The organism is Pseudoduganella ginsengisoli (assembly GCF_009720865.1).
Classification (GTDB): Bacteria; Pseudomonadota; Gammaproteobacteria; order Burkholderiales; family Burkholderiaceae_D; genus Rugamonas; species Rugamonas ginsengisoli.
Genome location: NZ_WNLA01000001.1, coordinates 466226 through 480139 on the forward strand (window position 1 = coordinate 466226; position 13914 = coordinate 480139).

Below are 13914 nucleotides of genomic sequence, written 5' to 3' on the forward strand. Positions count from 1 at the left end.
AGGCATGCGGCGATGCGCAGGCGCTTTAAGCTGCGCTTCAGATTAGCACACCGTGCCGGTCACGCCCAGCGCACGCAATCGCGCCCGGCTGTCTTCGCCGCATATAGCGCGTCATCGGCCCGCTCCAGCAGCGGTTCAAACGTATCGCCCACGCGCAGCTGCGCTTCGCCGATGGAAATGGACATGGCCGGCAAGCCCGCCATATGGTGCGACGTCTGGTTGGCCACGGCGCGGCGCAAGCGCTCGGCAATGGACAGCGCCGGCTCCAGTGCGGTATCCGGCAACAGCAGCGCAAATTCTTCACCGCCGAAGCGGGCCAGCAAATCCCCCGGACGGATATTTTCGTTCAAGGTCATTGCCACGGCGCGCAACGCGCGGTCGCCCGCCAGGTGGCCATGAGTATCGTTGAACAGCTTGAAGCGGTCGATGTCCAGCATCAGCACGGCCAGCGGTTTGCCATCGCGCTGGCCACGCTCGACCTGGCGGCGGAACGCCTGGTCCAGCCAGCGGCGGTTGTGCAAGCCCGTCAAGCCATCGACAAACGCGAGGCTTTCAAATTCACTCTGGCGGTGGATACTGTCGCGCACCGCGTCATTGCCTTGCCGCACACGGCCCGACAACGTGATGAGCATATTGCGCGCCAGCGCATGGGAAGCATTGATCAGCGACCACATGGTGTCGCGCGACAACACCAGCATGCGGCTGGCAGCGCTGACAATGACATAGGCGGACGGTTCGCACGCTTCAATCAACGACATTTCACCCACGCATTCGCCCTGCCCCAACCGCAAGTTATACGGCTGGTCCGGCGTCGTCAGGTGCACGTCGACCTGCCCTTCGAGCAGCACGTACAGATTGTCATTGGCTTTGCCCGGCTCGATCAGCACCACGCCTTCCGGCACTTCGATCACACTGCAGTGTTCCAGCAGCCGCTCGATGGCATCGAAACTGACGCCCGCGAACAGCCGGGTCTGGGCAATTTCATCGTGGAGACGGGTTAGTTGCATGGCTACGGTAACGCAGTGAACCGGGAAGTGTTACCGATTATAAACGTTTCCAGCACGCCTAGCGTTGCACGTCGACACCACGCCAAAACGCCACGTGGTCCCTGATTTGCTGCGCTTTCTCTGACGGCTGCCGGTAATACCAGGCGGCATTTTCATTGACTTTGCCATCTACCACCACGCTGTAATAGCTGGCCGTACCCTTCCATGGACAGACCGTGCTGTGCGTACTATCTTGCAAGTAAGAACGGTTTACTTTATCGATCGGGAAATACACGTTGTTTTCCACGATTTCCACTTCGTCATCGCGTGCGTCCGCGATGACCGCGCCATTCCAGATTGCCTTCGGCATGCGTGCCTCCTGATGCTATCCGTTGAGATTCATCCCGCTACGCAATTGCGGCCATTGGCCTTGGCATTGCGCAGCGCCTGTTCCGCTTGTTCCAGCAAGGCATCGCCATCGCTGATATCCATGTGATTAAAGGCGCCGACACCGATGCTGACCGTCACTGGCGTCAGACGCCCCGCTTCGCGGTGGATAAGGCCCGCGATTTTCATGCGCAGGTTTTCCGCCAGTTTGCGCGCACCGTCAGGCGGCGTGCTGGGCAACAAGACGCATAAGGTATCGCCGCCATAACGGCCGGCCACGTCAATGACGCGCACGCTGTCTTTCACCACGCGGGCGATATTGGCCAACACCATATCACCAGCCGCTTCGCCGTGGCGCTGGTTAATGTCGCGGAACTGGTCGATGCCGATCACCAGCGCCGTCAGCGGCGTGCGGAAGCGGCGCGTGCGGGCAATTTCAAAGTGCAGTTTCGACAACAGCGAACGGCGGTTATGCAGGCCCGTCTGGGCATCGGTCGTCGTGAGTTCATCCAGTTCGGCGCGGGCGGCGGCCAGCGCGCGTTCGCGGCCATGCGCCGTGACCAGCGCCATCGCCTGCTCCGCCAAGCCTCGCAGCAACGTACGCTGTTCATGGTCGAGGCGGCCGGGCTTGCTGTCCGCCACCGTCAACGTGCCGATGGTGCAGCCGTCAAGCGTCACCAGCGGCGCGGAACTGGCCATGCGCAGGCGCGGTTCGCCGGACGTATAAGGCATGAACGCGGTGCGGCCGTCAGCGCGCAAGTCTTCGATTTCCCATGCGCCGGCCTGGACCGCCAGGGCGCTGCAGCTGTGTTCACGGGGCAGTTCACGCGGCAGCAAACCTGCCGGGATGCCGGATACGGCGCACAGATGGGCGGTATCCGCGCCAACCAGTGCGATCCATGCATACGGCACGCCGCACACGCGGGCCGCCAGTCCCGCCAGGAAGCGGTAAGGCTCGCCGTCCGCCACGTCCAGCGCGCCGCTGCGCTGCAATGCCGCCGCCCGGCGCGCATCGTCCGCCGGCTGGATGGGCGTGAGCGGAAGTACGTTCTGTGCGGCGAGCATAGGAATTTCCTTTAACGGCTGTTAATAGATAGTGCTGCATAGACAAGTTTAGCGCAGCACTTGCAAGCCAGTCCAGAAACCCTTGCTATGCCTCCGCCATAATCTGGCGCAATGCCCGCTCAAAAACGTCAGCGGGCTGGCCGCCGGAAATCAAATGGCGGTCATTGATGATGACGGCCGGGACGGAATTGATACCGAGGCGGCGGTAATGTTCTTCATCGCGGCGCACGTCGTCCGCATAGCGGCTGGACGCCAGGACTTGCGCGGCTTGTTCGCCATCGAGCCCGGCCTTGACGGCGGCCGCTTGCAGCACGGCATGCGAACTGGGGTCTTCGCCCAGCGTGAAATACGCTTCGAACAAGGCGTGTTTCAATTCGCGTTGGCGGCCCTGCTCGCCTGCCCAGTGCAGCAAACGGTGCGCATCGAACGTGTTGTAAATGCGGCTGCGCTTGCCCATGGCGAAATCAAAGCCGACATCTTGCCCGCGCTGGCGGATCATGGCGCGCGTCTGCTCTTGCTGCTCCGCCGTGGCGCCGTATTTTTGCTGCAAGTGTTCGGTGATGTCCTGGCCTTCGGGGCCCATGTTCGGGTTCAGTTCGAACGGCTGGAATTGCATGTTCAGCGACGCTTCGCCGCCGATCCGGCCCAGCGCCTGTTCCAGCGCATTCAAGCCGATCGCGCACCATGGGCACGACACATCGGAAACGAAATCAATTTTGAGGGGAGTGGCCATGGTGCGGTCCTGTTCAGTGGGGATCGTGAACAGATGGGGCTTGCAGCGGCAGCTTCAAGCCCCGATGGCCGGGCGTTTACTTCTTTTGGGCGTCTTTGCTCTTGCTGCCGATGCGGCTTTCTTTACCCGCCACCAGGTTCGCGATGTTCTGGCTATGGCGCAGCACCAGCAGGATGCTCATGACAATCACGGCGCCCAGTTGCGGGTCGGTACCGAACAGCAGGCCATAGTAAAACGGGGCAAACAGGGCCGCCACCAGCGCCGCCAGCGACGAATACCGGAACGCGTACGCCACCACCAGCCACGTTACCAAGGTTGCCACACCCAGCCATACATTCAGGCCCAGCAGGACGCCGGCTGCTGTCGCCACGCCTTTGCCGCCGACGAAGTTGAAGAACACGGGCCACAGGTGGCCCAGGAATACCGCAATGGTAATCAGCGCGATATCGAGGTCGCTGATGTTGTATTTATCTTGCAACAACACAGCCAGGAAGACCGGCAGCCAGCCTTTGGCGGCATCACCGATCAAGGTGGCGATTGCTGCTTTTTTGTTGCCACTTCGCAACACATTGGTGGCGCCAGGGTTCTTCGAACCATACGTGCGCGGGTCGGCTATACCGAACAGCTTGCTCGAAACCACGGCAAACGAGATCGAGCCAATCAAGTAAGCGCCCACTGCCAGCGCTACTGTCATCAGTACAGAATTCATTCTTTTCCTTCTTATTGGGGGAGCGCCCGCGTGCGCGGGCCGCAGGACTATACACCAGCCTCGCTAGAGGACTCAATCAGCCAGTGCGCAATGCACAGGCTTGGCGCCGAGCAACTCCGTCAGCACGCCGGGCGCGATGCCGACCAGGTAGCCGCGCCGTCCGCCATTGATATAAATGGTTTCCAGCTCGAGGATCGAGGCTTCCACATAGACCGGCATGGCTTTCTTGGCGCCGAACGGCGACGTGCCGCCCACCAGGTAGCCGGAATGGCGTTGCGCCACTTCGGGTTTGCACGGCTCCACCGACTTGCAGCCGATGCCGCGCGCCAGGTTCTTGGTCGATACTTTGCAGTCGCCGTGCATCAGCACGATCAGCGGCTTGGCCGCTTCATCCTGCATGACGAGCGTTTTCACGACATGGTGCTCGTCCACGCCCAGTGCGCGCGACGACACCGACGTGCCGCCGTGCTCTTCGTATTCATACGGATGTTCGGAAAACGCCACCTTATGCTTGCGCAGCAGCTGGGTGGCGGGTGTCTCGGAAATATGTTCTTTCTTGGCCATGGCGCATGATGCTGTTCTAACGGTGCGCCATTGTACCGGTTCAGCCCGCGCACCGGCTCATATAGACAAGCGGCACAAAGCGGCAAAATTGCCTGTCGATTGAAGGGCGTGATAGGCTAAGCCCACAGGAGGGAATCTTGGATGACGCAGCAGGAAATCCGCTTTGCCACTTTCAATGTCTGCAACCTGGCCCCGGCGGGCGCGCAACTGTATGACAACCTGGCGCCGTTGACGCCGGAAGAGTACGAAGCCAAGGCCAACTGGACCGCACGGCAGATCGACTTGCTCGATGCTGACGTGATCGGGTTCCAGGAAATCTTTTCCCAGGCGGCGCTGCGCGACGTGTTGTCCCGCACCCGCAACTACCGCGATGCCGTGCACGCGGGCTTTGATCCCGATCCCAATGCGACACGCCTGACACCCAACGTGGCGCTGGTCTCGCGCCTGCCGCTGGCGGCGGAACCCATCGTGTATGCCGATTTCCCGCAAGGCGTTTCGTCGGACTCAGGCAACCCTGATGCGGACCGCTTCGCCCGCGCGCCGCTGCATGCGCAAGTGCTGCTGCCCAATGGCGTGGTGGCGGACGTGGTGGTGGTGCACTTGAAATCGCGCCGGCCGGATTACCGCAATGGCGATGGCAACGCAGATCCGCTGCAGTATGCGCTGGCCAATTTGCGCTCACTCGTGTGGCGCGGCACAGAAGCCGTGGCGCTGCGGGTACTGCTGGCCAACCTGATGCGGACCAATGACCGGCCGTGTGTGGCGATGGGCGACTTCAACGACACGGCCGATGCCGTCACCACCACCATCGTCATGGGCGCCGGCTGCGCGAGCGAACCCGGTGAGGAATTGAAGGGGCGCATGTTCGATTGCGCACAAATCCAGTTGCGGCAGGATTTATTGCGGCACGTGTCGTACACCACCATGCATGAAGGACGCTACAACACGATCGACCATATCCTTGTATCGGAGCATTTCCATCCGCAATCGGCGCGGGCCATCGCGGACGTGCTGGATGTCGCTTACCTCAATGACCATTTGGCGGATATGCGGGCGGAGGTATCCGACCATGGCCAAGTACGCGCACGCTTGCGGCTGCGCCCCGTAAAACCCGCCCTACCGTAGCAGCTGCGCCAGCTTGCTGCCTTTGATGTGCTGCTCGGCCAGCAGTCCCTGATAAAGATCGCAGCCATGCTGGCGCAGCAATTCCAGTTGCGCCGTTGTTTCCACCCCCTCCGCTGCCACCTGCATCTGCAGGCTGCGCGCTACCGCGATGGTGGCGCTGATCACCGCATCGTCTTGCGCGCCCGTGAAAGAGCGGTCGATTTTCAATTTGCCGACCGGGTAATCCTTCAATAACCCCAGCCGCGAATAGCCGGTGCCGAAATCATCGATGGCCAGCCGCACGCCCTGCCCGTGCAACGCTTGCAGCACCGCCTGGGCATCCGGACATTTCATCAGCAATTCTTCCGTCAATTCCAGTTCCAGTCCTTCCGCCGGCAAGCCGGTGGCGGCCAGCGCTTGCTCCACCACGTGCGGCAATTGCGCAAACTGGACGGCCGATACATTGACGGCCACCACCCATTCCTGTCCCGCGGCACGCCACCGCTGCGCCGCCCCGCACGCAGCGCGCAATACCCATTGGGTGATGGCCGGCATCAGGCCGGCCGCTTCCGCTGCGGCAAGAAACTGTTCCGGCGCTTGCACGCCCCGCGCCGGATCGCGCCACCGCAGCAGCGCTTCCATGACAACGGGACGGCCTGAACGCACATCGATTTCCGGCAAGTAGTGCAACGTGAATTCCCCCGCGTCCAGCGCCGTGCGCAGGCGCTGTTCCAGGCCGGCACGCTCGCTGGCTTGCGCATGCATGTGGGGATTGAAGAACTGGAAGCTGTTACGGCCGCTGTTCTTTGCGTGGTACATGGCTGCGTCGGCCCGGGCAATGAGATCATCAATGTTGCCGCCGTCAGTCGGGTACATGCTGATGCCGATCGACGCGGCAATCGGCAACACATGCCCATCCACGGTACAAGGCTGCGCCAGCGCCTGCAATATCGACCCCGCCACATGCGCCGCCTGGTCGCTGCCGCCCACATCCGCCAGCAGCACGAGGAATTCATCGCCGCCATAGCGGCTGACCGTATCGGCGCTGCGCACGCAGCGCACCAGGCGCAGCGCGACTTCCTTCAACAGCGCATCACCGGCATGGTGGCCCAGCGTATCGTTCACTTGCTTGAAGTGATCCAGGTCGATGTACAAAATGGCCAGCATGGATTGATGGCGGCGCGCCGCCATCAATGCCAGCGACAGCCGGTCCAGGAACAGCACGCGGTTCGGCAAGTCCGTCAAAAAGTCATGCTCGGCCATGTGGCGCGTCTGTTCTTCGGATTTTTTGCGGTCGGAAATATCGGACAGGATGCCCATGTAATTGGCGGCCTTGCCCTGCGCATCGCGGATGGCCGTCAACGCCAGCCAGCCGGGGAATGGATCGCCGTCGGCGCGGCGCGACGCGACCTCGCCTTGCCAGTGGCCATCCTGATCCACCTGGCGCCACATCTGGTGGCACAGCACCGGATCATCGAAACCGGTTTGCGCACTGATGAAATCCTCGCCCAGCATTTGCTGTTCCGTGTAGCCCGTCACCTGGGCAAACGCGCGATTCACGGCAACGATGCGGCGCTGCGGGTTCATCAGCACGATGGCGTCGCGGCTGTATTCAAATACTTGCGACGACAATTGCAATTGCAATTCCAGCTGCTTGCGGGCCGTCACATCCACGTCCATGCAAAATACTTGCCGCACAGCATCTCCGTGCCTCACTGGGAACATCATGGAATACACCCACAGTTCGCGGCCGTCGCCCGTGCGCACGCGCCAGTCCGTGGCCACGCTGGGCTGGCCGCTGGTCCAGACTTGCTCCAGCACGGCGTCATGCCCATCCTGGTCGTCAAATGTGAACAACCCTGACAAAGGTTTACCCAGCGCACTGGCGCCATTGATCCCATACAGCAAGCCGCAACTATCATTCCAAAAGCGTACGGTGCGCCCATCGTCGATGCAATGCACGGCGACCAGCGGCGTCAACTCCATGGCGCCCACCAGATGGGAAATCAATTCCAGTGCGTCTTGCACCGGGCTGTTACTCGGCATGACGGTCTTGTCCACAATGTCCTCGCAAGTGATGGCGGTTTGCTCCATCATCCTGCCGCCTGCCAGCGCCGCGGTTGACGTCCATCAGTGCGGCTCATGCAACATTGTGAGTTTGCAAATAATCAATTTTCCAACTGATCGGGCGCAATCCACCCCCGTTTTTCTGCATTCCAGCCGCCCGATCCCACGCTTTATCGCACTGCCGTGGTACGGGCTCTTGGAATTTTCTACAGTGTCACCATCCGCCGGCAGCGGCGCCCAACCGAGAACCTATAATGAAACTGGAAACTCTGCCCTTGTCCCCGAAATCCCCGTCTCCTGCCGCCCGGCGCTGGAAAAAGCCGGCTATTGCCGTGGTCGTATTGGCCCTGGCGGGTGGCGGCTGGACCGTGATGCAGGCGAAGAAGGCGCCTGCCCCCGCCCCAGCCGCTGCAAAAGCTGCGGAAAAGAAAGGTCCGGACACGTTTGAACTGGCTTCCAGCGACGTGGCCGCCATCGATGCGCGCGCGCTGTCCGTCAGCTTGCCGCTGTCCGGCTCGCTGGCGCCCGTCGCGCAAGCCACCATCAAGGCGAAAGTGTCCGGCGAAGTGCGGGAAACCACGGTACGCGAAGGGATGGCCGTGACGGCCGGCCAGGTGCTGGCCCGCCTCGACCAGGCCGACTGGCAAGCCCGCGCCAGCCAGCAGCAAGCCGCTGTCGAAGAAGCGCAGGCGCGCCTGGCCATGGCGAACCGCAACCACGCCAACAGCCAGGCTTTGCTGAAGCAAAATTTCATTTCCCAAACGCAGTTCGACACCACGGCCAACGCCGTCGAACTGGCGCGCGCCGCCGTCAAGGCCGCGCAGGCGCAGCTGGACCTGGCCCGTATCGCGCTCAATGACAGCGTGATCCGCGCCCCGTTCAGCGGCATGGTATCCAAACGTCATGTGCAGGCGGGCGAAAAAGTCGCGCCTGACATGCCTGTCTTCACCATCGTCAACTTGTCCGAACTGACCTTGGAAGCGCAAGTGCCGGCCTCCGACATCCCGCGCGTGAAAGTGGGCCAGGAAGTCGCCTTTACTGTCGATGGCTTCCGGCAGCGTGAATTTACCGGCAAAGTAGCCCGCATCAATCCGGCCGCGGAAGCCGGTTCGCGCGCCATGCTGGTCTACATTTCCGTGGCCAACCACGACGGCGCCCTGCTGGGCGGCATGTTCGCCAAAGGCGGCATCGTGACGGCCCGCTCGCCAGTGATGCCGCTGGTGCCGCTGTCGGCCGTGCGCGAAGAACAGGGCAAGCAAGTGGTGTACAAGATCGACAAGGGCAACGTGGTGGCGCAGCCCATCAAACTGGGTTTGCGCAATGAAGACCAGGGTTATGCGGAAGTCACGGAAGGCTTGACGGCGGGCACGCAAGTGATCGTCGCCAAGCTGGAAGGCGTCAAACCCGGCGTCAAAGTCAAAGCGCCTGCGGCCGCCCCGTCGCCGCAGCAGCCATCGTCCGACGTACAGCAAACCGCCGCACTGGCGCAGCGGGGTTAAGCCATGTGGATCACTAAAATCAGTATCAAGCACCCGGTCTTTGCCACCATGGTGATGGTGGCGCTGATGGTGCTAGGGCTGTCGTCGTACAAGCGCCTCGGCGTGGAAAGCATGCCAAACGTGGAAATCCCGTTTGCCGCGATTGAAATCCAGTATCCGGGCGCTTCGCCGGAACAGGTGGAAAATGACATTACCCGCCCGGTGGAAGACATCGTCAACACGGTGTCGGGCGTGAAAACCATCCGCGCCAACTCGTGGGAAGGCCGCGCCGGCATTTACCTGGAGTTCCAGCTGTCCACCAATATGGACCGCGCGATGCAAGAGTTGCGCGACAAGGTGGCGCTGGTGCGCCCGCGCTTCCCGAAGGAAGCCAAAGACCCGTTCATCATCCGCGCCGAAGGCGACAATGACCGCCCGATCGTCACAGTCGTGATGACGTCGACCCAACGCGGCTTGCGCGAATTGTCGACGATGGCGGACCAGATCGTCTCGAAACGCTTTCAGGGCGTGGCCGGCGTAGGCCAGGTCCGGGTCACCGGCACGACGAAACGCCAGGTATGGGTCAGCCTGCGCCCGGACGATATGCGCGCCCAGGCGGTCGGGGTGGATGAAGTGATCCGCGCCATCCAGAACACCAATGCCAACCTGCCGGCCGGTAACGTCAGCGAGGGCGTATCGGAACAATTGATCCGCGTGGAAGGCAAGATCAAGGAAGCGCGCGAATTCAACAAGATTATCGTCGCGCGCCGCGCATCCGGCCCGGTCTACCTGGATCAGGTGGCCAGTATCATCGATGGCGAAGAAGAAGCGCAATCGTATTCACGCATCAATGGCCAGCCAGGCGTGACGCTGGAAATCACCAAGGTGCAGGATGCCAACGTGGTGGAGGTGGGCAGCGGCGTGTTCAAGGCAGTCGCTGAACTGAAAAAATCGCTGCCGTCCGATATCCAGCTCGGCATCATGGATTCGCAGTCGGATATCATCCAGGGCCAGTTGGACAACGTCAAGCACACGATCGGGGAAGGCGCCGTACTGACCATGCTGATCGTGTTCTTCTTCCTGAAATCGTGGCGCTCCACGATCATCACCGGCCTGACCCTGCCGATCGCCGTGCTGGCCAGCTTTATCGCGATGAAAGCATTTGGCTTTACGCTGAACTTCCTGACCCTGATGGCGCTGTCGCTGTGCATCGGCCTGCTGATTGACGATGCCATCGTGGTGCGTGAAAACATCGTGCGCCACTTCGGCATGGGCAAGGACCACCACAAGGCAGCGGAAGACGGCACCAATGAAATCGGCCTGGCCGTGATGGCGACCACGTTCGCGATTGTCGCCGTGTTCGTGCCGGTAGCGTTCATGGAAGGCATCATCGGCCGCTTCTTCCTGCAGTTCGGCATTACTGTGACGGTGGCGGTGCTGATTTCGCTGTTCGTATCGTTCACGCTGGACCCGATGCTGTCATCCGTGTGGCCCGATCCGGAAGAAGGCCGCTTCAAATATGTGCCATGGCTGGGCCGCTTTATGGACTTCGTGGAGCGCGGCGTCGACAAGGTGCATGTGTGGTATGGCAAAGTCCTGGAAGTCGCGCTGAACTGGCGCAAGACCACGCTGGCGCTGACCTTGGCGCTGTTCGTGGGCAGCCTGATGCTGGTGCCCATGATCGGCGGTGAAATGTTCCCGGAAACCGACGACGGCAAGATCTTCATGCGCTTTAAAACGCCGGTCGGTTCCAGCCTGGAATACACCGACAGCAAGGTCAAGCAAGTGGAAGCTGCGCTGAAGCCGTTCAAGGAAATCGACACCGTGGTGGCGAACATCGGCACCCGCGACGGCCGCAATACGGCGGACGTCATCGTCAAGCTGACGGACTTGAAGAAGACGCACCGCCGCTCGCAGAAAGCCATGGAAAAAGCCATCCGTGAACGGATGGCGCCAATTGCCGGCATCACGCTGTCAGTGGGCCAGAAGCCGATCTTTATTGCGATTCTCGGCACCGATGAAGCCAAACTGGACGCCGTGGCGCACCGCCTGATGGACAAGATGCGCAACATCAAGGGCGTGGCCGACCTGGAATACAGCCAGGAAGGCGCGAACCCGTCGACCCGCATCAAGATCAACAATGAACTGGCCAGCGACCTGGGACTGAGCACGCAGCAAATCGGTTCCGCGCTGCGTCCATTCGTGGCCGGTGAAACCGTCAGCCACTGGCTGGCGGCCGATGGCCAGAACTATGACATCAACGTGCAGTTGCCGAAGTCGGGCCGCCAGCGCGTGGCGGACTTGTCCGACCTGTCGATCGCGTCGTCGAAAGTCACGGCGGACGGCACGCCACGCATGGTGCCGCTGCGCCAGGTGGTGGAATTCATTCCATCATCGAGCCCACAGGTGTTGAAGCGCCAGGCCCTGCAGCGCCGCGTGGCGATCTATGCGGCGGTCGAAGGCCGCCCTGCCGGCGACGTCGACAAGGACGTGAAGAAAGCCATGGATTCCATTGAATTGCCGGCCGGCGTACGTTTCGACGTGGCGGGTAATGCGCAGCAAATGGAAGAAACTATGGGCGGCGCCATGACGGCGCTGGGCGTGGCCGTGATCTTCATTTACCTGGTGCTGGCTTCGCAGTTCGGCAGCTTCCTGCAGCCGGTCGCCATCATGATGTCGCTGCCGCTGTCGCTGATCGGCGTGCTGGCAGCGCTGCTGATCACGGGTTCAACGCTGAACGTGTTTTCCGTGATCGGCTTCATCATGCTGATGGGCCTCGTGACGAAGAATGCGATTTTGCTGGTGGACTTCACCAACCACGGCCAGCAGCACGGCCTGGACCAGCGTACCGCGATCCTGGAAGCAGGCCAGGTGCGCCTGCGTCCGATCCTGATGACGACCTTGGCGATGATCTTCGGCATGCTGCCAATGGCCATCGGCATGGGCGATGGCGGTGAAATCCAGGCGCCGATGGGCCGCGCCGTGATTGGCGGCGTCATTACGTCCACCCTGCTGACCCTGGTGGTGGTGCCGGTGGCTTACACGTACCTGGACAGCCTGGGCAAGCGCTGCGCACGCTGGTTCAGCGGCAGGCATGCCAAGGCGGAAGCGGCATCGCTGCAAGAGCGCAAAACCGCGTAATCAGCAGGATTCGCAAGCGTCAAGGGGGCGTGCCGGACTGGTCCGCCCCTTCTTCTTCCGGCGCATCTTCATCCGCCATATCCCCGTCTTGCTCCCCGCCCGGATTATTCTTTGCTTCCAGCTTGCGGCGGGCTTTTTCTTCCGCCTTTTGTTCCGCTTTTTTCTTTTTCTCCAGCTCGCGCTGGCGCTTCTCGTACTGGAAATTGGTCTTGGCCATGCGACACCTCCGCCCGGGGGAATGCGATCCCCCCATTATGAACCTGTTTCAAGCAGAGGGGCTCAGCCGCGCGGATGATGCACTGCGTGCAACTGTTTCAAGCGTTCGCGCGCCACGTGCGTATAGATTTGCGTGGTGGAGATATCCGCGTGGCCCAGCAACAGCTGCACCACGCGCAAATCCGCGCCGTGGTTCAGCAAGTGGGTGGCAAACGCGTGGCGCAACGTGTGCGGCGACAGCGGGCTGGTGATGCCGGCGCGCTGCGCCTGCTTTTTGATGACGACCCAAAACATTTGCCGTGTCATGGCGCCGCCCCGGCTGGTCACGAACAGCGCGTCATCTTGCTGGCCGTTGAGGATCGCCCCGCGCGCTTCGGAAAGGTAACGCCGGATCCACTGGTGCGCCTGCTCGCCAAACGGCACCAGGCGCGTCTTGCCGCCCTTACCCGTCAAGCGCACGGTGCCATCGTTGAGGCTCACTTCAACTGTCTTCAAGTCCACCAGTTCCGACACGCGCAAACCGCTGGCATACATCAGTTCCAGCATGGTGCGGTCGCGCAGCCCCAGCGGCGTGCGCACATCCGGCGCCGCCAGCAGCGCTTCCACTTGCCCTTCACTGAGGATTTTCACGAGGCGCGTGGCCTGCTTCGCCCCCGGCATTTTCAGGCACGGGTCTTCGGCGATCATGCGCTGGCGCAGCGCATAGTGGTAAAAGCGCTTCAGCACCGACAGGCGCCGGTTGGCGGAACTGGCCTTGGTATCGCCATGGCGCGCACTGAAGTAAGCACTCACATGGTGGTCGGCCACCGCGTGCAAGCCGTCGACTTCCGGATGCTGGCTTTCCAGCCACTGTGCGAATTGGCGCATGTCGCGCCGGTATGCTTCCAGCGAATTTTTCGCCAACCCGTCTTCCAGCCACAGCGCGTCGCAAAAGGCGTCGATCAGAGCAAGGTTGTCTGCCGCCATTGGTATTCCATGTGTCCTTCGTGGGCCAGCAGCCAGCGCTTGACGTTCAACAGGTAGCCATTGGTTTCGCTGGTGTGGGCAAAACCGCCGATGCCGCTGGCGCTGGTGACGCGGTGGCATGGCACGGCCAGCGGAAACCAGTTGTCGCCGCACGCCTGGCCAATGGCGCGGGGCGCCGATTCCAGGTATTTCGCCAGTTCGCCATAGGTACGCACCTGGCCACGGGGAATGCTGCGGATCGCCTCCCATACGCGGCGCTGGAACGGGCTGCCGACAGCGGCCAGCGGCAACGTGAACGGGAAATCCGCGTTGGCGCAATATTGCTGCACTTGCTGTGCGGCCAGTTCAGCGACAGCGTCTTGCGGCGCCTTTTCCAGCGTGTCCGGCGGCAGATACGCCATTTGCGTGACCAGGCCGCCGGCAGTCCGGATCCCCATGGCGCCAAACGGCGTTGGCACAATGGCACTAAAAATATCAAAGTTCTGTTGCATATTCATC

At 61.7% G+C, this 13914-nt stretch carries 13 protein-coding genes; 3 read left to right on the forward strand and 10 right to left on the reverse strand.

The window, feature by feature from the left end:
• Positions 1-59: 59 nt before the first annotated feature.
• From GM668_RS01940 to ybaK, 6 genes are all read right to left on the reverse strand, one after another.
• Positions 60-1007: a GGDEF domain-containing protein gene (locus tag GM668_RS01940; protein WP_155437234.1), complete on the reverse strand. Its 948-nt coding sequence runs from the start codon at positions 1005-1007 to the stop codon at positions 60-62.
• Positions 1008-1065: 58 nt separating this feature from the next.
• Complete coding sequence (locus GM668_RS01945) at positions 1066-1356, reverse strand: DUF427 domain-containing protein (RefSeq protein ID WP_155437235.1); 291 nt, start codon at positions 1354-1356, stop codon at positions 1066-1068.
• Between the two features lie 29 nt (positions 1357-1385).
• On the reverse strand, positions 1386-2438 hold the full coding sequence (locus tag GM668_RS01950; protein ID WP_155437236.1) for a sensor domain-containing diguanylate cyclase: 1053 nt from the start codon (positions 2436-2438) through the stop codon (positions 1386-1388).
• Between the two features lie 85 nt (positions 2439-2523).
• Entirely contained in the window at positions 2524-3171 is a 648-nt protein-coding gene (locus GM668_RS01955; RefSeq protein ID WP_155437237.1) for a DsbA family oxidoreductase, read from the reverse strand.
• A 76-nt stretch (positions 3172-3247) separates the two neighbouring features.
• A complete protein-coding gene (gene plsY / locus GM668_RS01960; protein ID WP_155437238.1) occupies positions 3248-3880 on the reverse strand; it encodes a glycerol-3-phosphate 1-O-acyltransferase PlsY in 633 nt (210 codons plus the stop codon).
• Positions 3881-3952: 72 nt separating this feature from the next.
• Entirely contained in the window at positions 3953-4444 is a 492-nt protein-coding gene (ybaK, locus tag GM668_RS01965) for a Cys-tRNA(Pro) deacylase (RefSeq protein WP_155437239.1), read from the reverse strand.
• Positions 4445-4585: 141 nt separating this feature from the next.
• Between ybaK and GM668_RS01970 the strand changes: the two genes are divergently transcribed.
• Entirely contained in the window at positions 4586-5569 is a 984-nt protein-coding gene (locus tag GM668_RS01970) for an endonuclease/exonuclease/phosphatase family protein (RefSeq protein ID WP_155437240.1), read from the forward strand.
• Here the strand turns inward: GM668_RS01970 and GM668_RS01975 are convergent.
• A complete protein-coding gene (locus GM668_RS01975; protein ID WP_229498823.1) occupies positions 5561-7645 on the reverse strand; it encodes a putative bifunctional diguanylate cyclase/phosphodiesterase in 2085 nt (694 codons plus the stop codon). The two genes, GM668_RS01970 and GM668_RS01975, sit on opposite strands and share 9 nt — an antisense overlap.
• A 224-nt stretch (positions 7646-7869) precedes the next feature.
• Here GM668_RS01975 and GM668_RS01980 point away from each other — a divergent pair, with 224 nt between their 5' ends.
• Positions 7870-9114 (forward strand): efflux RND transporter periplasmic adaptor subunit, encoded by a 1245-nt coding sequence (locus tag GM668_RS01980; protein ID WP_155437241.1) that lies wholly within the window; start codon positions 7870-7872, stop codon positions 9112-9114.
• Between the two features lie 3 nt (positions 9115-9117).
• Complete coding sequence (locus tag GM668_RS01985; RefSeq protein ID WP_155437242.1) at positions 9118-12234, forward strand: efflux RND transporter permease subunit; 3117 nt, start codon at positions 9118-9120, stop codon at positions 12232-12234.
• Positions 12235-12253: 19 nt separating this feature from the next.
• Here GM668_RS01985 and GM668_RS01990 read toward each other — a convergent pair whose 3' ends face one another.
• From GM668_RS01990 to GM668_RS02000, 3 genes are all read right to left on the reverse strand, one after another.
• Complete coding sequence (locus GM668_RS01990) at positions 12254-12451, reverse strand: hypothetical protein (protein WP_155437243.1); 198 nt, start codon at positions 12449-12451, stop codon at positions 12254-12256.
• A 62-nt stretch (positions 12452-12513) separates the two neighbouring features.
• Positions 12514-13416, reverse strand: coding sequence for a site-specific tyrosine recombinase XerD (xerD, locus tag GM668_RS01995; RefSeq protein ID WP_155437244.1), 903 nt, complete (start codon positions 13414-13416; stop codon positions 12514-12516).
• Positions 13392-13907 carry a methylated-DNA--[protein]-cysteine S-methyltransferase gene (locus tag GM668_RS02000; RefSeq protein WP_308506801.1) on the reverse strand — a complete coding sequence of 172 codons (516 nt, stop codon included), beginning with the start codon at positions 13905-13907 and terminating at the stop codon, positions 13392-13394. Before GM668_RS02000 ends, xerD begins: the two co-directional genes overlap by 25 nt.
• Positions 13908-13914 lie beyond the last annotated feature (7 nt).